The organism is Arthrobacter sp. NPDC056727, from assembly GCF_042790555.1.
GTDB lineage: Bacteria > Actinomycetota > Actinomycetes > Actinomycetales > Micrococcaceae > Arthrobacter.
On sequence record NZ_JBHTZA010000023.1, the window covers coordinates 30650 to 48982 of the forward strand.

Annotated in this window: 17 protein-coding genes; 9 read left to right on the forward strand and 8 right to left on the reverse strand. The window is 67.7% G+C overall.

Annotated elements, in window-relative coordinates; translation table 11 throughout:
* Positions 1-71: 71 nt before the first annotated feature.
* The 5 genes from ACFRAH_RS19300 to ACFRAH_RS19320 form a co-directional block, all read right to left on the reverse strand.
* A complete protein-coding gene (locus tag ACFRAH_RS19300) occupies positions 72-380 on the reverse strand; it encodes a VOC family protein (protein WP_377992567.1) in 309 nt (102 codons plus the stop codon).
* The gene (locus ACFRAH_RS19305; RefSeq protein WP_377992520.1) at positions 362-862 is read right to left on the reverse strand and encodes a VOC family protein; all 501 of its coding nucleotides are present in this window, start codon (positions 860-862) and stop codon (positions 362-364) included. Before ACFRAH_RS19305 ends, ACFRAH_RS19300 begins: the two co-directional genes overlap by 19 nt.
* A gap of 46 nt (positions 863-908) precedes the next feature.
* Positions 909-1892 (reverse strand): TIGR03086 family metal-binding protein, encoded by a 984-nt coding sequence (locus ACFRAH_RS19310; protein WP_377992521.1) that lies wholly within the window; start codon positions 1890-1892, stop codon positions 909-911.
* Positions 1889-2236 carry an ArsR/SmtB family transcription factor gene (locus ACFRAH_RS19315; RefSeq protein WP_377992568.1) on the reverse strand — a complete coding sequence of 116 codons (348 nt, stop codon included), beginning with the start codon at positions 2234-2236 and terminating at the stop codon, positions 1889-1891. Before ACFRAH_RS19315 ends, ACFRAH_RS19310 begins: the two co-directional genes overlap by 4 nt.
* Positions 2237-2510: 274 nt before the next feature.
* Positions 2511-2744: a DUF3073 domain-containing protein gene (locus ACFRAH_RS19320; protein ID WP_377992569.1), complete on the reverse strand. Its 234-nt coding sequence runs from the start codon at positions 2742-2744 to the stop codon at positions 2511-2513.
* 325 nt (positions 2745-3069) lie between these two features.
* On the opposite strand from ACFRAH_RS19320, the gene ACFRAH_RS19325 reads away from it, so the two are divergent.
* A complete protein-coding gene (locus tag ACFRAH_RS19325) occupies positions 3070-3825 on the forward strand; it encodes a septum formation family protein (protein WP_377992522.1) in 756 nt (251 codons plus the stop codon).
* 33 nt (positions 3826-3858) lie between these two features.
* Here ACFRAH_RS19325 and clpB read toward each other — a convergent pair whose 3' ends face one another.
* Positions 3859-6516 (reverse strand): ATP-dependent chaperone ClpB, encoded by a 2658-nt coding sequence (gene clpB / locus ACFRAH_RS19330; RefSeq protein ID WP_377992523.1) that lies wholly within the window; start codon positions 6514-6516, stop codon positions 3859-3861.
* Positions 6517-6862: 346 nt separating this feature from the next.
* On the opposite strand from clpB, the gene ACFRAH_RS19335 reads away from it, so the two are divergent.
* The gene (locus tag ACFRAH_RS19335; RefSeq protein ID WP_377992524.1) at positions 6863-7069 is read left to right on the forward strand and encodes a hypothetical protein; all 207 of its coding nucleotides are present in this window, start codon (positions 6863-6865) and stop codon (positions 7067-7069) included.
* A gap of 75 nt (positions 7070-7144) precedes the next feature.
* Here the strand turns inward: ACFRAH_RS19335 and ACFRAH_RS19340 are convergent, their stop codons facing one another.
* Positions 7145-7942 (reverse strand): S1 family peptidase, encoded by a 798-nt coding sequence (locus ACFRAH_RS19340; protein WP_377992525.1) that lies wholly within the window; start codon positions 7940-7942, stop codon positions 7145-7147.
* Positions 7943-8167: 225 nt separating this feature from the next.
* Between ACFRAH_RS19340 and ACFRAH_RS19345 the strand changes: the two genes are divergently transcribed.
* Positions 8168-9304, forward strand: a complete 1137-nt coding sequence (locus ACFRAH_RS19345) for a metallophosphoesterase (protein ID WP_377992526.1) — start codon at positions 8168-8170, stop codon at positions 9302-9304.
* Positions 9305-9339: 35 nt separating this feature from the next.
* Here ACFRAH_RS19345 and ACFRAH_RS19350 read toward each other — a convergent pair whose 3' ends face one another.
* Positions 9340-10467 (reverse strand): glycoside hydrolase family 16 protein, encoded by a 1128-nt coding sequence (locus ACFRAH_RS19350; protein WP_377992527.1) that lies wholly within the window; start codon positions 10465-10467, stop codon positions 9340-9342.
* Positions 10468-10777: 310 nt separating this feature from the next.
* Here ACFRAH_RS19350 and ACFRAH_RS19355 point away from each other — a divergent pair, with 310 nt between their 5' ends.
* From ACFRAH_RS19355 to ACFRAH_RS19380, 6 genes are all read left to right on the forward strand, one after another.
* Positions 10778-11554 carry a glycosyltransferase family 2 protein gene (locus ACFRAH_RS19355; RefSeq protein ID WP_377992570.1) on the forward strand — a complete coding sequence of 259 codons (777 nt, stop codon included), beginning with the start codon at positions 10778-10780 and terminating at the stop codon, positions 11552-11554.
* A 1-nt stretch (position 11555) separates the two neighbouring features.
* Positions 11556-12554, forward strand: a complete 999-nt coding sequence (locus tag ACFRAH_RS19360) for a glycosyltransferase (protein WP_377992528.1) — start codon at positions 11556-11558, stop codon at positions 12552-12554.
* Between the two features lie 70 nt (positions 12555-12624).
* On the forward strand, positions 12625-13725 hold the full coding sequence (locus ACFRAH_RS19365; protein ID WP_377992529.1) for a hypothetical protein: 1101 nt from the start codon (positions 12625-12627) through the stop codon (positions 13723-13725).
* Between the two features lies 1 nt (position 13726).
* Entirely contained in the window at positions 13727-15847 is a 2121-nt protein-coding gene (locus ACFRAH_RS19370; protein ID WP_377992530.1) for a glycosyltransferase, read from the forward strand.
* On the forward strand, positions 15844-17844 hold the full coding sequence (locus ACFRAH_RS19375) for a hypothetical protein (RefSeq protein WP_377992531.1): 2001 nt from the start codon (positions 15844-15846) through the stop codon (positions 17842-17844). The genes ACFRAH_RS19370 and ACFRAH_RS19375 overlap by 4 nt, the downstream gene beginning before the upstream one ends.
* Entirely contained in the window at positions 17834-18241 is a 408-nt protein-coding gene (locus tag ACFRAH_RS19380; RefSeq protein ID WP_377992532.1) for a hypothetical protein, read from the forward strand. Before ACFRAH_RS19375 ends, ACFRAH_RS19380 begins: the two co-directional genes overlap by 11 nt.
* Positions 18242-18333 lie beyond the last annotated feature (92 nt).

Below are 18333 nucleotides of genomic sequence, written 5' to 3' on the forward strand. Positions count from 1 at the left end.
TAAGGAGCTTGATGGGCCCACGCCGCCCGGGTTCCCTGGCCGAGCTTGCGAGACGAGGGTAGCGGTGGGGACTAGAGCTCCAGGACGCTGAAAACCCCGCCCTGCGGATCCTTGAGGGTGGCGATGCTGCCGCCGTCCTCGGCGAATTCCGGCTCCACCAGCACCTCGGCCCCCGCCGCCACGGCGGACAGCACGGCTTCCTTGACGCTGGAGACGCCGAAGTACACCTGCCAGCCGCGGCTGCCGGTCTCGCCGCCGTCTTCATCTTCGTCCTCTTCGGAGGCAGGGGCGATGCCGGCCACCTCCGTGCCGTCCACCATCAGCGTGGTGTAGGTGCCGCCGTCGTCCTGCGGGTATTCGGTCACCTCGTGTCCGAACAGCTGCTGGAAAAATCCGACGGCGGCCTGCGGCTCGGGCGTGAGGAGCTCCGCCCAGGCGAACGCTCCGGGCTCGTTGTGCCGCCCGCTGCCCGGGTGCGTTCCGGCCTGCCAGATGCCTGTGGTACCGCCGCCCGGCGGGTCCACGAACACATGGTTCCGGTGTCCCCGATGTCCTCCGGCCCGAACTGGACGGTGCCGCCGGCGTGCTGCGCTTCCGCCGCGGCCTCCCGGGCGTCCACCGCGGCGAAGTAGACGTTCCAGTGCGCGGGCCGCGGCGCGCCCTGCTGCGGCTGCGGTGCCACGGTGGCTACGAGGTCGTCATCCAGGAACGCCTTCGCGTAGCTGCGTCCGTCCGGGGTGGGAAAGTCCTCGTAGCGCCACCCGAAGACGGCGGCGTAGAACGCCTTGGCCGCCGCCACGTCCGGTGTCTGGACATCCGCCCAGCAGAGCTCTCCAAGGCTGTACCCGCTGCGCTGGACCATGCGTCCGCACCCTTTCGTCGGCTGAATTCCCTCCAGCCTAATTCCTCTAGGCGCCGGCGTGTACAGCCCGTCCCGTGAACGCCACGAGCCGTTCCAGGCTGCCCGCCGTTTCAGCCACCTGCCGGGCCGGTGCGAAGCTGCCGCCCGCGCGCACCTGTTCGCTGATGGTCTGCTGGGCAAGCACCTCCACGTAGTCGGTCAGGGCATCGGCAACAGTGAGGTCTGTGCCGAGGGCCTTGCTGAAGTCCCAGGCGTGGACCAGGAACTCAAGGTTCAGGATGGAAGCCACCATGGTGGCCGGCAGTTCCGCAAAGCCCATGTCCACTGTCCCTTCCAAGCCGCGGCGGTAGAAAGCCTCCAGCACCGGCTGGGCGAGGTCGGCAATGCGCGCCTCGGGCGCCTTCGTCGCGTCGTCGGAGACCTGCACACCCAGCGCCTGGCCAATGCCGCTGATGGAGCCGGCCACGTGGTCCAGGAGCTGGCCGGCGTTGTAGTCGGCGCAGGGGGTCTGGGTTTCGAGGCCGGCCGGGGTGACGGAACGCAGCACCCGCTGCAGCACTGCCAGGGTGGTGTCCGCGGCGGTGAGCTCGTTGATCGGATCCGGGGCCGCCGCCCACGGGTCCGCGCCGGCGTCGCCTGCCGTGGCGGCTGCCACCAGCCGGTCGAGGTAGTGGTTCCATCCCTCGGCGTGGCCTGCTTCCTGCTGTTCGGCCAGGCCGGCATGGGTCAGGCGGACTGACGTCCCGCCGTCGACCGGCTCCAGCGTGAGGGTTACCACCGAATCGGACGCCGCCATGTCCTTGTTTTGCTCCCAGCCCCAGGTGAAGGCGAGGCGCCTGCCGGGTTCGATCTCCGTGAAGGAGCCGGTGGCGTGATGGCCGGGGGTGACCGTCCACCGGTATTCGCCGCCGGCCCGGAGGTCAACGCGCGCCGCGACGGTCTGCCACCGTCGGAGCCGCTCCGGCTGCGTGATGAGTGCGAACGTCTGGTCGAGATCCAGCGGAACAACGACGGTCTTGTCGAAAGTCATGATTTTTCCTTTGATGTGGGAAGTTCGGATCGGTTGAGTTCATTGGCGTCTGAGACCAGCAGGTCCAGTTCATTGGTCCAAAACTGGTCAAACAGACGGCGGAGTTCGCTCATGCCCCTCGGATCAGGCCGGTAATAGCGGTTCCGGCCCTCCTTGCGCGCCGAGACAAGCCCGGCCTGCTCGAGCAGGAGAAGGTGCTGCGAGATGGCGGATCTGCTCACGGTAAATTCACTGGCCAACTCCGTCACGGTCTTCTCACCGCCGGCCAGCAGCTGCAGCAGCCGCCGCCGGTTTGGCTCGGCTGCAACTTCGAGGGGATCTAGCACGACTAATACGTTAGTCATCACTAACGTATTCGGTCAAGCGCTTCCCGTGCCGGATCAGGAAAACAAAAAGGCCCGCTGGGCACGCCAAAGACTGGCGTGCCCAACGGGCCTTGATAACTATGGCGACACCGGACCGGCCCCTCTGCGCCGGGCCCCTGGCTAGGGCAGATGTCCGGCTCTCACCTGGTGACTGGACCAGGCAGGGGGCGGGCAACCCAAATGCGGGAATTGCCCGGGAGGTGTACGACGGCGGCGTTCAGCCTGTTGCCTTTCGGCAGGTCAGCGGGAACGACTAACCGATGCGACGGGTGTCTACCTCGTCGTCGTCTTCATCCACATCGTCCGCGTACTTATCCACGTAGGCTGAATAGTCCGGTTCCACCGGTTCATTCGCGAAATGGCTCGTGGCACGACTTCCCGGACCCGTGAGCTCGCGCTGTAGGGCCGAATAATCGGTGTTCGGGGAGTAGTACTTGATGTCCCGAGCCTGCTTGGTAGCTTTTGCCTTTTGACGGCCGCGCCCCATGGCGTGACCCCCTTTTGTACTTGGACCGGAGGTGGTCACCTTTGGCGATGGTGAGGCCCCGGAATGAATGGTCAATTTGTCGTACCCCTAGATTACATGCTTTCGGCGGCATCTGCTTGCCACGGCGGCCTTCTGAGGCCCCCGCGGCCCGCTTCTCCGCGGCAATTCGGGGCTCGCAGAAATTTTTTGTTCGATAGAGTCTCCTGAACGACTGAAATAAGCGGGCATGGAGATCCGGCTGTTGGCCGCCCGGGCCACACCGCGGAAACGCAGAATGCCGGATGCTCGCCGCCGAGCGAACGCCAGGAAGGGGTGCCGCCCCCATATGAATGACAACGATCCCAGTCACGGGGAACACGGGCCGGTCCGCGTGGTCGCCGTCCACCCGGAGCCGGCCACACCAGAACCCAACCCAGCAGGGCCCGCATCACCAGAACCCAACCCAGCAGGGCCCGCATCACCAGAGCCCACACCGGCAAGGACCGCAGCAGCAAGGATCAAAGGCCTCGCCGGTTCACTCCGCTCCCGGCTCAGGGAGCCCGAGGCCCGGCAGGCGCTGCTCAAGGTGGGCTTTCTCGCGGCCCTGCTGGTGGCGGGCGGCCTGCTCGTGTGGCTTCTGACCTCGCTCCTGGCCGCCGCCACGATGCAGTCCGCCAACCGGCCTGCCGCGGCGGCGGAGCCCACCCCCGGGGTGCCGGCCGCGCCGGCTGCATCACCGAGGCCCACCCTGCCCGTCGCGAGCGTCAGTCCGCTGGACTTCCGGGTGGGCGACTGCTTCAAGGACTTCGACCCCGAGGCGTCCAAGTCAACGGTCGTTGCGTGCACCACGGACCATTCCGCCCAGCTGGTGGCGGTCACCCACTACGCCGACGGTGACGCGTACCCGGGCCGTGACGCCATGAAGACCAGGGCCCGGGAAACATGCCAGACGGCGTCCCTGACGGAAAAGTCCAATGCCTACAACCTGAACTACCGCCTCGCCTATCCGAGCACGGCCAGCTGGTCCAGGGGCGACCGCCGCGTGGACTGCTACGTCACGGCGTCCGGGAACATCATCAAGGCAAGCCTGCTGCCCCGATGACGTTCCCGTCCCCCGCCTGCCAGTAAGCTCCTGCTAATCCCGGCGGCGGACGGTGAGTCCGCTGCCGGCGGGAGCACCGCCGTCGGGCCCCGACATAGCTTCCAGGCCTTCCACGGTAAGTTCCCCGAGATCTGCTGCCGTGTCCACCAGGACGGTGTCGCCGTCGGAGATTTCGCCGGCGAGGATGGCCTTGGCCAGCCGGTCGCCGATCTCGCGCTGCACGAGGCGGCGCAGCGGCCGGGCGCCGTACGCCGGGTCAAAGCCGGACATTGCCAGCCACGCGCGGGCACCTTCGGTGACCTCGAGCGAGAGCCGCCGGTCATGCAGGCGCTTGGCCAGCTCCCCCACCTGCAGCTCGACAATGCGGGCGAGCTCCTCGACTGACAGCGGATCGAACAGCACCACTTCGTCCAGCCGGTTCAGGAACTCCGGCTTGAAGCTGGCGTTCACCGTGGCCATCACCGCGTTGCGCTTGGCCTGTGCATCCAGGGTGGGGTCCACGAGGAACTGGCTGCCCAGGTTGGAGGTCAGCACCAGGATCACGTTGCGGAAGTCCACGGTGCGGCCCTGGCCGTCGGTGAGGCGGCCGTCGTCGAGCACCTGCAGCAGGATGTCGAACACCTCGGGGTGGGCCTTCTCCACCTCATCCAGCAGCACCACGGAGTATGGCCGGCGGCGGACGGCCTCGGTCAGCTGGCCGCCCTCCTCATAGCCGACGTATCCCGGAGGCGCACCGACGAGGCGCGCCACGGAATGCTTCTCGCTGTACTCGGACATGTCGATCCGCACCATGGCGCGTTCGTCGTCGAACAGGAAGTCCGCGAGCGCCTTGGCGAGCTCGGTTTTGCCGACGCCGGTGGGGCCGAGGAACAGGAACGAGCCGGTGGGACGGTTGGGGTCGCTGATGCCGGCACGGGCGCGGCGGACCGCGTCGGACACTGCGGTGACGGCCTTGGACTGGCCGATCAGCCGCCTGCCGAGCTCCTCCTCCATGTGCAGCAGCTTCTGGCTTTCGCCCTGCAGCATGCGGCCGGCCGGAATGCCGGTCCACGCCTCGATGACCTCGGCAATGTCGTTGGCGGTCACGTCCTCCGCCACCATCAGGGCGGCCTTGTCCGCGACGGCGGCCTCCGCCTCGGCGGCGTCGTTCAGTTCGCGCTCCAGCGCCGGGATTTCGCCGTACAGGACGCGGGACGCGGTTTCCAGGTCGCCCTCGCGCTGCGCCTTGTCCGCGGTGGACCGCAGCTCGTCCAGCTTGGCCTTCAGGTCGCCCACGCGGTTCAGGCCGGCCTTCTCCGCCTCCCAGCGGGCGTTCAGCCCGGCCAGCTGCTCCTTTTTGTCCGCCATGTCCGCGCGCAGCGCAGCCAGGCGCTCCACTGACGCGGCGTCCGTCTCGCCCTGCAGGGCGAGCTCCTCCATGGTGAGCCGGTCCACGGCACGGCGCAGCTGGTCGATCTCCTCCGGGGCGGAGTCGATCTCCATGCGGAGGCGGGAGGCGGCCTCGTCCACGAGGTCGATCGCCTTGTCCGGCAGCTGCCGGCCGGAAATGTAGCGGTTGGACAGTGTCGCGGCGGCCACCAGTGCGGAGTCGGCGATGGCCACCTTGTGGTGGGCCTCGTACCGCTCCTTGAGGCCGCGCAGGATGCCGATGGTGTCGTCCACGCTGGGCTCCCCCACGTACACCTGCTGGAACCGGCGCTCCAGGGCGGGGTCCTTCTCGATGTTCTCGCGGTATTCGTCCAGGGTGGTGGCGCCGATCAGCCGCAGCTCGCCGCGGGCCAGCATCGGCTTGAGCATGTTGCCGGCGTCCATGGCGCTCTCGCCGCTGGCCCCGGCGCCCACCACGGTATGCAGCTCATCGATGAACGTGACAATCCTGCCGTCGGAGTTCTTGATCTCCTCAAGCACGGCCTTGAGCCGCTCCTCAAACTCGCCGCGGTATTTGGCACCGGCCACCATGGAGGCCAGGTCCAGGGCGATCAGGGTCTTGCCGCGCAGGCTCTCCGGCACGTCGCCGGCCACCATCCGCTGGGCCAGGCCCTCCACGACGGCGGTCTTGCCGACGCCCGGCTCGCCGATCAGCACAGGATTGTTCTTGGTCCGGCGGCTGAGCACCTGCACCACGCGGCGGATTTCGCTGTCCCGGCCGATGACCGGATCAAGCTTCCCAGAACGCGCCACGGCGGTCAGGTCGGTGCCGAACTTCTCCAGGGCCTGGAAGGTGTTCTCGGGATCGGGCGAGTTGACCTTGCGGTCGCCCCGGACACCCGGGAGTGCCGCAGCCAGAGCCTCGTGGGACGCCCCGGCGTCGCGCAGCAGCCTGCCCACGCCGTCGCTTCCGGCCGAGAGCCCCAGCAGCAGGTGCTCGGTGGAGACAAAGGAGTCGCCCAGCTTGTCAGCTTCGCTCTGGGCATTCTGGATCGCCTGCAGCGACGGCCGGGACAGCTGGGCCTGCTGGACCGAGCTTCCGGACGTGGCGGGAAGGGCCTTGATGGCGGTACTGGCCTGCACGCTGACAGCGTCCGGATCGGCTCCGGTGGCGCGAAGGAGCGCGACGGCGACACCCTCCCGCTGATCCATCAGCGCCTTGAGCAGGTGGGCGGGTTCCACCTGCGGGTTCCCTGCCGTGGAGGCGTTCATGGCAGCCGCCGAAAGAGCCTCCTGGCTCTTGGTGGTGAATTTGACGTCCAAAGAGAGCTCCTTTCGAAGAAGATTAACTAAGTTGAGTCTACTACGCTCAACTCTGCTTTTTCAGGTCCTCACGGCCAAGTTTTCCCACAGCGAAATACCCCTCTTGCGGACGGGCGAATTTTCCGTGAACGGTGGCCCTTGAACTGTATCGCCGCTGGCCGAATCCCCCTAGGATCGACGTGTCCAGTGACCACTACCCCAGAGACAGGACCGGCAATGAAGAAGTTCGTCGTGCTTTACAACGCACCGCAGTCGGCACAATCCCAGATGGCGGAAAGTACCCCCGAGGCCGCGCAGGAAGGCATGAAGGCGTGGATGGAGTGGGCATCCCGGGCAGGCAGCGGCATTGTGGACATGGGCCAGCCCCTGGGCGCCGGCAAGGAGGATCAGCCAGTCGGGCACCTCGGACACGACTACCAGCGTGGGCGGATACGGCATCCTGCAGGCCGAGGACATGGACGGCGCCCTGGCCCTGCTCGAGGGGCACCCCCACCTCATGATGCCCGGCGCGAGCATCCAGGTGTACGAGACCCTAGACCTGCCGGGAATGTAGAAGGCCTGCCCAGTGACAGGCCTTCGGGGAATGTGACCGGCCGGCCGGCTGCAGGGCCGGCCGCACCCCCCGCCTCTAGGAGCCCTGAACCCCCGAGACGCTGGTGATCCAGGCGAGGTTCCGCGCCACGGAGGCGTGGTCGTTGTAATAGGCCGTGAAATTGGCGGGGTTCCGGGCCGGCAGGATGTCGGACGAGGACAGGACGCCGGCCAGTTTTCCGTTCACGATCAGCGGCCCACCCGAGTCGCCGCTGAGGGTGTGGCCGCTCTGCGACCGGGTCCGGACGGACGGGCCGCCGTAGTTGTCCAGCCCCTGCCAGATCACCGAGACGGCCGCCGACTTGAGGTAGTAGGACATGGAACCGGACCCCTCGGACTGGTCGCCCCAGCCATATACGCTCGCCGCCGTTCCGGTGGCGGGAAAGGCATTGGACAGGCCAACGTAGGCACCGTAATACGGCGTGGACAGCTTCAGCAGCAGGACATCCCCGGCCGGCGCGGGGTAGCGGCCGGCAACCGAACGGACGGCACCCCCGGTTCCGAGGTAGCTGGTGCCCAGCCGGACCGACCTCAGGCTCGTGGCGTTGCAGTGCTTGGCCGTGATGACCCAGCTCGCCGCGATCTGGCTGCCCGTGCACCCAACGTTGGTGCCGGCGGAATCGAAGGAAACTTGCGCCACAAAGGGTGCGGCTGAAACCGTAGAAGTGGCGCCGCCGGCGATGTCCCGGCTGAAGGTGCCGTCACCCACGGGGGCTGGCTTTTCCTGGTGGTGCACTTCCCGGGCCGCGGCGGCCTGGGCCGCCGGTCCGCTCAGCATGGGGGCCAGCAGCGCTGCACTGGCCGCGGCTGTGACAAGGATTTTCGCGGTCTTCAACGGAAGGCTCCTAAGCGTCAGGTGCGAGAGGTCCGACTGCGAGCGTACGCGTCAGTGACAATTTTTGTCATATTCATTACGGATATGGTCACCGCGTTGCCATTCACCGGTGTCTTGCGGCGTCTGGTCCGGGCGGCCTTGCCGGCACTACCCTGAGGGCCTAGCAGTATTTACTGTTCCCCAGCCTGCAGCGGCACCAGGCTCAGTTCCGTGATGTGAGGGATCATGACTGCACTGTCGAAACACGGCGGAGGGTCCCGCCTTGCTCCGGCCACCTCCCTGGTGCTGGCGGTGCTGCTCACCGCATGCCAGCCCGGCCCGCCCGTGCCCCCGCCGTCGTCGGAGTCCCCTGCTTCGCCGTCGACCTCCGCAGCCGTGCCCTCCGGCCCCGCAGGGTCCGCCCCGGCCGCCCCGACAACAGCGCCAGCCGCTCCAACAGCGCCAGCCGCCGTCCACTTCACGGCCCAGGGCGACATCGGCCTAGGCACCGGAGCAAGGGAGGTCCTGGACACGATCAGCAGCCTCCGCCCTGAGCTCAGCCTGGCCCTCGGTGACTTCTCCTATGAGGCAGGGCGCGAGCACGAGTTCTGCGACATGGTAACCGGCAAGCTGGGCGGGGACTTTCCCTATCAGGTTGTCACGGGGAACCACGAGAGCGACGGCCACGACGGCGACATCGCCAACATCGTCGGCTGCCTGCCCAACAGGCTGCCAGGGCTCCAGGGCGAGTACGGAATCCAGTGGTACGCGGACTACCCGGAGCGGGCACCGCTCGTCCGCTTCATCATGGTGTCCCCCGGCATCAGGTTCCACGACGGAAACACGCTGGACTACTCCAGGGGCAGCGAGCGCTGGCGGTGGACGGCGGCCGCCCTTGACGGGGCGAGGTCCAGGAAGATCCCGTGGACCGTCGTCGGGATGCACACCCCGTGCCTCAGCGTGGGCAAGTATGAATGCCAGGCCGGCCGCGACTTCACCAACCTGCTCATCGACAAGAAAGCGGACCTGGTGCTGACGGGTCACGACCACAACTATCAGCGGACCCATCAGCTGGGCCGCGGCCAGGGTTGCCCGGCGCTGGTGCCGGACACGTTCTCCGGAGGCTGCCTCACCGACTCGGACAGCGCCATGGTCAAGGGTTCCGGAACCGTCTTCGCCACGGTGGGGACCGGCGGCGTGGGACTGTATGAGGTCAACGACCAGGATCCCGAGGCCCCGTACTTTGCCGCCTGGTCCGGGAAAAACCGCGACGCCGCACTCGGCACGCTGGATGTGACGGCCACCGCGGACCGGTTGTCTGCACGGTTCGTTCCGGCGGCCGGCTACACGTTCACGGACAGCTTCGAGATCGGACGGAAGTAGCCGGACCATCGCAGCGGGGCCGGGACCCTGCGCTGCTAGGCCCGCTTCCAGATGGCAATCCAGTCCAGGTAGACATGCCCTGCCGTCGCCGGCTTGGGGCAGCCCGTAAGGCAGGACTCGGTCTGCAGGATGTAGTGCATGGGGACGTTCGGAGTCCGGGAGGTTCCCGCTCCGAGCGAGCGGCCGTCCAGGAAGAATTCGACCTTGCCCGGGCTCCATTCCATCGTGGCGACGTGCCACCCGGTGAAAGTGGTGTTCGAGTAGAAAATGTCGACGGCGTGGGTGTCGTTCCCCATCTTGTGCACGGCACCGTAGAACTTCGTGGCGAGGTCCCCCTCCGGGTAGTCGAGCTCGCCGTCGCGGGGCCAGATCCCGCTGTCCGGCCACAGGAGCCAGGCCGTTTTGAAACCGGGCAGCGAATCAGCCCTGAACCGGACCGAGAACCGCCCGTACAGGAAGCTGTTGTCCCGGTGCGGGTTGGTGCTGCTGTTCGGAATTTTCGGGGTGGGCGCTGCCCCCATCGAAACGCCATCCTCGGAGTGCAGGTACCAGTCCAGCATGCCGTTCTGCACGCTGAGCACTTTGGACGGGTAGTAGCCGGACTTCTTCCCCTGCTGCCCGGCGGTGTCCGGGGTGCCGTCCTTATACCCGGCGCTCCACTTCGCAGCGTAGGCGGGTCCCGGAAATCCGCCCACGGGCACGTTCCCCTGGTCGAAGTCCTCCCGGAACACCTGCTTCCAGCCGGGCAGGTCACCCGTGGGCAGCTGATGCAGCGTCGGGTCGGCTGCGGGCGCCTTCTCCCTCAGGGGCTTAGGCGCGGGCGGGGCCACGGCCACGGATGTCGACGGCGGCGCGGCTGCGGACGGTGGCGGCGCCGAGGACGGCGCCGCCCGGGATGACTGTGGCGAGGGCTTGGCCGTGCCCGCCGCCTGGGAAGGCGCCGGCGACGGCACCGGCGTAGCGGACGCGGCCGCTGGCGCGGCCGGCGTTTTAGTCCCGGATGGTCCGGCCGCAGGCGTGCGGTCCTCCGGAGGCCGCTGCGCTTCCGTGGCCACGGTTCCGTACACCGTCAGCGCTACGACCGCGGCAAGCACAGCCACCCTCCCGAGGGGACCGGGCAGCTTGATGCGCCGGCGGTGCTTCCCGTGCGCTGAGTTGACCATGGGGCAAGTGTGACAGCAGTTACTTGGAGCCACCAAGGATTCTGCGACCCCTAAAACTGGGGTCGGTTCAATGAACTCCAAGCTTTTTACAAGTTGCCGGTCCGACCATGTTCCGAGGGGGAGTGCAAGCAAAGTTGCCAATACCGCAGCAGCAGGCGCTTCTATTTTCCCGTATCCAGCCGGGAGGGCTGCTCGGGAGGGCATAGGCATACGACTCCGATGAGTGGTGAGGCTAGTGACCATCCCTATACAAGTTTCATCTGTTCGTGCTCCAAATGCGGTACCGGTACCCCTGGCCTCCATCAGCGTGGTGATTCCCACCCTCAATGAAGCCCTGAACCTACCTTGGGTCCTTCGACGAATGCCCTCGTATGTGGACGAGGTTGTGATTGTCGACGGCCGTTCCCTGGACAGCACCGTCGACGTCGCCCGCGCGCTGCGCCTGGACGTCGTGGTGGTCTCCGAACCCCAGGCCGGAAAAGGCTTCGCAGTGCGGGCCGGACTGTCCGCGGCATCCGGGGACATCATCGTCATGCTGGACGCCGACGGGAGCATGGATCCCCAGGAAATCGGCTGGTTCATCTCGCCGCTCCAGCATGAATTCGACTTCGTCAAGGGCTCCCGGTACGTCACGGGCGGGGGTTCCGAGGACATCACGCTGCTCCGCAGCACCGGCAACCGTGCCCTGACCCGCCTGGCCAACCTCGTCCTGCACAGCAACTATTCAGACCTCTGCTACGGCTACATCGCCATGCGGCGCGAGTGCCTGCAGATCCTCGAGCTGGAATCCGAAGGGTTCGAAATTGAAACCGAACTGATCGTCCGCGCCTCCAGGGCGGGCCTGCGGATCGCCGAGGTGCCCAGCAACGAACTGACCCGGATCTCCGGCAACTCGAATCTTCACACCTTCCGTGACGGCTGGCGGGTCCTGCGGACCCTGGCGCGCGAATGCGTGGGCTGGGAAGCACCCACGGCCGGCGCCAGGCCAGAATCGCTAAGACGCGTGAAATACAGATATCCCAGCATGACCCTCCCCCACATTCCGACGGATCCGGCGACCGTCCTTGGCCTGATAGCGGGTGATTAACGTGAACCACGCTGAAGGGCTTCCGGCCGTTTCGGTGGTGATCTGCTCCTACACGGAAGACCGCTGGGACAGGCTGATGGCCGCCATCGAATCCGTCCGGGCCCAAACGGTACAGCCGCAGCAGACCATCGTGGTGGTGGATTACAACGTGGACCTCTATAAGCGGCTCATCTTCACGGTCGACGATGTGGTGATCCTGGAGAACACCGGCGCCAAAGGCCTCTCCGGAGCACGGAACACAGGGACCGCGGCTGCGACGGCGGGCGTCGTTGCCTTTCTCGACGACGACGCGGTGGCAGCCCCGGACTGGCTGGAGCGGCTGAGGTCCCTTTACGACGACCCGGACGTGCTGGCCGTCGGCGGACGTGTGGTGCCCGACTGGGAAACCACCCGGCCGGACTATTTCGGCCAGGAGCTGGACTGGATCGTTGGCTGCACCCACCGCGGCATGCCCAAGGTGGCGGCCGAGGTGCGCAACGTCATCGGCGCCAACATGTCCTTCCGTTCCCAGGTGCTCCAGGTTGTGGGAGGCTTCAACACCGCCCTCGGCCGCCAGAACTCACTGCCCCTGGGCTGCGAGGAAACGGAGATCTGCATCCGGGCGGCCATCGGTTCTCCGGGCGGCCGCGTGGTGTACGAGCCGGCTGCCCTGGTGCACCACTTCGTCCCCGCACAGCGGGGCACGCTGAACTACATGCTGCGGCGCGCCTGGTCTGAGGGGATTTCCAAAGCCCTGGTCAGCAGGATCGTCGGCCACAAGCGCGCCCTGGGTCCCGAGCGCCGGTACGTCCGCAGTGTGCTGCCGCGTGCCGTGGCCTCGGGCATAGCGGGCAGGATCCGGGGAACGGACCCCGCCGGTCTCCGCCGCGCCATGGCCACGGTCGCCGTGCTGGCCGTCACTACCTGCGGGTACATCCAGGGACGCCGCCTGCCCCTTGTTCCGGCGGACGCGGGCCTCGCGCCGCACGAGCCACACGCCAGCTGGAGGGAAGTCAAATGATCCGGATGTACCAGCAGTACCCACCTGCCTCAATGGCCGGGACCGACGAGACCGCCGGAGGACACCGGGCATGAGCCAGTCCGAGAAAGACCTGCTGAGGGACTCGGTCCCGTCCGCCGGCGCCAGCTTCGATGTCCATGGCCTCGTGGGCATCGACGTGGCCGCCGGAACCCCCGGCGAAGCGCAGCTGCGGGACATGCTCGCTCCGTTCCTGGGACCGTCCCGTGCACCCCTCCGGCTGCGCGTCAGCGCGGAAACGGCGGAGGTGGCCGGCCAGTCGCATGCCGAGGATGCCTTCCGGTTCACGCCGGAGTCGCTCTACATCCCGGCGGACCGCGTCCAGGTGCAGGAAACCGGGGACGGCTACTCGGTCCAGGGGCGCGGCGAGCTGCTGACGGCCGTCATCCCCCTGCTGGACCGGCTCTGCATCAGGCAGAACGCCGCCATGATCCACGCCGCCGTGGTGGATTTCCGCGGCTCGGGAGTCCTCCTTCCCGCCTGGGGCGGAGTGGGCAAGACCAGCACGGTTGCCAAGCTTGTGGCCATGCCCGGCGTGCGGTTCATGGCCGATGACTGGGCGTTCCTGGACGCCGACGGCATGCTCATGGGCTATGCGAAGCCGATGTTCCTCAAGCCGCACCACCGCAAGATCTACCCCGAGGTGTTCAGCGGCGCCCGGAAACCCCTCGCCCCGGGCTGGCTCACCAATACGGTGGCCCACCTTGCGACGGCCGTCCACCCGGTGATCGTCCGTTATCCGAAGACCGCTGCCTTCACACGCCGCTGGTCGCCGGAGCACCGGATGGTCCATCCGGAGCTGGTCTTCGGGCAGGACGGCATCTCGTCGGCGGCGCTGACGAGGCTGGCCATTTTCCTTGAGCGCTATGACGGTTCCGAAGCCCGGCTGGAGACACGCAGCCGCGAATGGATGACTTCCCGCATCGTCGGAAACTTCCACTCGGAGCTCCCCGTCGTCTCACGGCGGCTGATCGAGGCCCTCGGCGCAACCGGCCTGGTTCCGCTGGAGGAATTCTTCAGCCAGAAGGCAGCCGTGGTGCGCCGGGCCCTGGATGACGTCCCCTGCTCCCTGCTCAGGATCCCCGCCGCCTGGTCCGCCGACCGGACATCCGACTACGTTGCCGGCCTGATCAGCTCCAAGCTGGAGGAGTGATATGGGTGCCCACGTGAGCGACCTCGAAGTTTCCGTTGTGGTGCCGGCGCGCAATGCTGCACGCTGGCTGGGCGAATGCCTGGCATCCATCCGCGCCGAGAAACCGCGGGAGATCATCGTGGTGGACGGCTGCTCCACGGACAACACGGTGGAGATCGCACACTCCATGGGCGCCCGGGTCATTTCGGACGAGGGCCTCGGGCTTCCGGCAGCACGGATGCTCGGTGTCGAGAACGCACGCTCCGACCTGGTTGCGCTCATCGATGCCGACGTCGTCCTTCCCCCGGGTGCCCTGGGCGGACTTCTGGACGAGTTCAGGGCCTGCGGCTACGACGGCCTGCAGTTCGGCCTGGTGAGCGAGGCGGACGGGCCGGGGTACTGGGGTGCGGCTTTAGCCTGGCACCACGTTAACAGCCGGGTACGCTCGTGGTTCGGCGTGTGTGCCACCCTCATGCACAGGAAAGTCCTGCTGTCCGTGCCGTTCGACGACACCTTCCGTTCCGGCGAGGACGTCGAGCTCCGGATCCGGCTTGAAGACGCCGGCTACCGGCTCGGCGTCTCCAGCACCACAGCGGTGCGGCACCGGTTTACGGACTCCTTCGACGCCGCGCGTGACCAGTGGCTCCAGGACGGAGCCGGGCTGGCCCGCACCATCCGCAAGCATCCGGGCCGCGCCGGCTGGCTGCTGGTGCTGCCCCTGCTGGCCACGATTCGGGGCGTCGGCCTGTCGCTGCTGCACGCGCCCCGTTTCCTCGCCTACTGGGTCTGTTTCCTGCTGTACAACTACAGATCTATGTTCGGCGAACTCCTGCGCCCGCCCGGCACGGGCCTCTCCGTGAGCGGGAACGCAGCCTGGCTGACGGCAGCGCGGGTGGCACCGATGGTAACCGGGTTCCTGTTCTGGGCATTGGCGGCGGTCATGCTGCCGCCCGCGCAGCTCGGCATGGGATCCGCTGTGGTGGCCGCGGCGCTCCTGACCGTGCAGCTGGGGATGCTGGGAGTGGGGCCGGCAACCCTCACCCTGCTCCCGGAACAGTCCGACGGCGGCCGCCGGCTGGTTGCCAGCAGCCTCCTTACCGTCGGGGTCTCCACGGCGGTGCTGTCCGGTGCAGTGGCGGCGGTGACCTACGCGCTGGGCTCCGGCGTGGGCCTGGCCTGGAACGATCCGGTCATCACCGGAATGTTCGCCGCGACGGCCTTGTTTGCCGCCGCCGCGTACCAGCTTGACCATGTGGGTGTGGCACAGGAACGCTCCGACCGCGCCCTAGTCAGGAGCCTTGCCCAGAGTGTGGTGCAGCTTGCAGTACTGGCCTTTGCCCTGGCCGTCGGAGTCCGGGAAGTCGCCGTGGTGGTGGGAGCGGTGGCGGCCGGTGCCCTGGCCAGCGTGGCCCTCGGGCTGCGCCAGCTCGGCCGTGCCGGGGTGTCACCGGACTGGAAGCATGGGCTGCGCCTCGCACCGGCCCTGCGGCTGCTGAAGCCGGGCCTGCCGAACCATGCGCTGATGCTCGCCGACCGTGCCCCCGGCTACCTCCTTCCGCTGATCGTCGCCGCCGTCCTCGGCCCGGCCGCAACTGCGTCCTGGTACATGCTGTGGATGATGGCGTCCGCGGTGTTCTTTGTGCCGCAGTCGGCAGGACTCTCGTTGCAGACCGCACTGGCCGGCGGCAGGTCCCGGCCGGGACTTGTCTCCTCGGCGCTCAAGGCCAGCCTCGGCCTCACGCTGGCAGCCGGTGCACTGCTGCTGGTCGCTGGCCCCTACCTTCTCCGTTTCCTTGGGCCGGAGTACGAGGCCGCCGCCATCCTGCTCCCGGTGCTGGTGCCCGCCCTGCTGCTGGGCTGCGTCACCCAGGTCTACTTTGGCGTGTGCCGGGCCGAGGGCCGGCTTGCCGAAGCCACGGCGGTGGCGGTGTCCGCCGCCGTCCTCATCGTGGCCCCGGCCGCCTTCACCGCCCAACAGTTCGGCCTCACCGGCGTCTCGGCCCTATGGTCCGCCGCCCAGGCCGCAGCAGCCCTGATGGCCGCCTGGCGCCTCAGGGTGATGACCCGCCCCATGCCCGCTGCTGAAGCGGTCAAGGTTGCACCAGCAGCCGTCCGCCAGCCGACCGGAAGTGAGAAGCCATGACACCAGAACCGACGTCTGCGGCACCGGCGGCGCCACCGCCCCCGGCCCCGCCTTCGCATGCCCCGCACCGGCACGCTGAACCCAAACACGGCGAAACGCAGCACGGCAACGGCCACCACGAAGCCAAACACGGTGAAGCCAAGCATGGCGGGCACGCCGAAACCAAGCACAGTGGCGCCCGGCACGGCGGGACGGAACCGCCCGCCGTCGTACATCACGGCCCCACGCCGCCCTGGAAGCTGGTCACGCTGGCTGCCTTGGCTGCCGCGGCGCTTATCCTCGGGATCTGGAGCCTGCTCGCCGTTGACCCCGCCCGGATCGGCGGGACCGGGCTCGTGGAGGCGGTGCCGCCGGCCTTCTTCATCGCCGTCTTCCTGAGCCTGACCGGGTTCGTGGCCACACTCAACCTGCGCCGGCACACCCCCGTGCTGCTGGCCACGCAGGTGCTGGTGCTCGTGGTGATCCTGCATGCCGCCGATCCGATCATTCACGGCCTGCCCCGTCTGCAGGCCAGCTACCGGCACCTTGGCATCGCCGACTACATTGCGCAGTCCGGCCATCTGGACACCAACCTGGACGCCTACTTTAACTGGCCCGGGTTCTTCGACATGCTGGTCATGCTGTCCGGCGCCACCGGCGTCAGTGACCTGATGTCCCTGGCCACCTGGGCGCCCCTGGGAATGAACCTGCTGCTGCTGGCACCGCTCCTGGCCCTGGCCCGCCGGCTGACCTCGCAGCCGCGGCAGGCTTGGGCGGGCGTCTGGCTTTTCTACCTGACCAGCTGGGTGGGGCAGGACTACCTGGCGCCCCAGGCATACGCCTTCCTGCTCCTGGTCACCCTGCTGGCCTGTGTGCTGAGCGCCTTCAGCGGCTGGGCCTGGCCGACGGGCAGCAACCGGTTCACCCAGTTCCTGGCACGGAATGCGACCCGCCTTGATCCCACCGTGCCCCACCAGGGCATGTCCAGCCCGCCGCCGGTGGACGCGGCCGTCCTGCTCGTGGCCAGCGTGGTCCTCCTCGTGGCCATGACGGCATCCCACCAGCTCACGCCATTCGCCGTCATCCCGATCCTGGCCCTGTTCCTCCTGAGCGGCCGGCTCCGGATGCCCTCGCTGCCGGTCCTCGCCGCGGTGCTGCCGGTGGGATGGCTGGTATTCGTGGCAAAGGACTTCTTTGATGGCCACCTGACCCAGCTGTTCGGCTCCTTCGGCGACGTTGAGGCGCATACCCTCGGCGCGCTGTCCGAGCGGGTGGCCGGCAGCGATCCGCACGTGCTGGTGGTCTACATGCGGCTGGCCGAAGTCGCGCTGGTGTGGCTCCTCGCCGCACTCGGGGCATACTTGGCGCACCGGCGTCGTGCCGCCTGGCTCACCGCGGCGCTCGGCGCGCTGGCTCCGCTGCTTCTGATCCCCGGCCAGCCCTACGGGGGCGAGCTGATGATGCGCCTCTACCTGTTCAGCCTGCCGTTCGCTGCCTGCCTGGCAGTGCTGACGTTCATGCCGGACCGCCGCGGCGGCCCCGGCTGGCGGCGAGCACTGGCCCTGCTGGCCGTGGGGTCTGTCCTGGCGTCCATCACCGTGGTCACCCGGTACGGCAACGACAGCATGGAGAAGTTCACACCCAACGAAATCGCGCTGGTCAAACAGCTCTACGCGACGGCCCCGGACGGGTCCATCCTCATCGAGGCGGTCCACAACACGCCGTGGCAGTTCCAGAAGTATGCCGACTACGACTACCGGGCCCTGACGATGGCCCAGCCGAAGCCCGGCGCGGAACCGCCGACCTGCGACGCAGCCAACAGGATCGCCCAGCAGGCAGGCGCGTACCTGATCGTCACCACAAGCCAGAAGCGGGCCGCGGACCTTCTCGAAACCACGCCCCCGGGGGAACTTGACCGCTTCATCGCCAACTGCGGCAGTTTGCCGGGCTGGTCGAAGCTGTTTGAGAACGCCGATGGCGTGGTCTTCCACATCCAAGGAGCAGGCAATGGCAATTGATCGCAGATACATCGCATGGGTCGCGGCGGCCCTCGCCGTCGCCGCGGTGCCGCTGTCGTTTTTCGGTCCGGCGGAATTGCGGATGGCGGTCATCGGCCTCCTGATGCTCGCCGGCCCGGGAACAGCCCTGGTGCTCTTCCTCCGGCTGGGCTCCGCAGGCACCGACGACGCCGACGGAGCCGGAGCACACCGCTCCGCCGCGCACAGCACCCTTCCGCTTGCCATCTCCATCGCCGTGGCCACAAGCCTGGCCCTCTCCACACTCGTGTCGACGGCCATGGTCTTCGCCGGGATGTGGTCGCCGCCCGTGGCGGTGCTGGTGCTGTCGCTGATCACCCTCCTCCTGCTGGTCCTGGGAGCCAAGAGGTCCCAGGTCTCCGCGGCAGGTGCGTCATGATCGTTTTTTTGGCTGGTTTTGCCACTGTCGTGGCAGTGGTCACGTGTGATGCCTTGCGCATAGTTCGGCCGGATGCCCCCCTGCCGAAAGCT

Excerpts from the sequence above, each read along its gene's own strand:
- ACFRAH_RS19305 (WP_377992520.1), bottom strand. The coding sequence starts at position 862 with ATGGTCCAGCGCAGCGGGTACAGCCTTGGAGAGCTCTGCTGGGCGGAT.
- ACFRAH_RS19310 (WP_377992521.1), bottom strand. The coding sequence starts at position 1,892 with ATGACTTTCGACAAGACCGTCGTTGTTCCGCTGGATCTCGACCAGACG.
- ACFRAH_RS19315 (WP_377992568.1), bottom strand. The coding sequence starts at position 2,236 with ATGACTAACGTATTAGTCGTGCTAGATCCCCTCGAAGTTGCAGCCGAG.
- ACFRAH_RS19320 (WP_377992569.1), bottom strand. The coding sequence starts at position 2,744 with ATGGGGCGCGGCCGTCAAAAGGCAAAAGCTACCAAGCAGGCTCGGGAC.
- ACFRAH_RS19325 (WP_377992522.1), top strand. The coding sequence starts at position 3,070 with ATGAATGACAACGATCCCAGTCACGGGGAACACGGGCCGGTCCGCGTG.
- ACFRAH_RS19345 (WP_377992526.1), top strand. The coding sequence starts at position 8,168 with ATGACTGCACTGTCGAAACACGGCGGAGGGTCCCGCCTTGCTCCGGCC.
- ACFRAH_RS19350 (WP_377992527.1), bottom strand. The coding sequence starts at position 10,467 with ATGGTCAACTCAGCGCACGGGAAGCACCGCCGGCGCATCAAGCTGCCC.
- ACFRAH_RS19365 (WP_377992529.1), top strand. The coding sequence starts at position 12,625 with ATGAGCCAGTCCGAGAAAGACCTGCTGAGGGACTCGGTCCCGTCCGCC.
- ACFRAH_RS19370 (WP_377992530.1), top strand. The coding sequence starts at position 13,727 with ATGGGTGCCCACGTGAGCGACCTCGAAGTTTCCGTTGTGGTGCCGGCG.
- ACFRAH_RS19375 (WP_377992531.1), top strand. The coding sequence starts at position 15,844 with ATGACACCAGAACCGACGTCTGCGGCACCGGCGGCGCCACCGCCCCCG.
- ACFRAH_RS19380 (WP_377992532.1), top strand. The coding sequence starts at position 17,834 with ATGGCAATTGATCGCAGATACATCGCATGGGTCGCGGCGGCCCTCGCC.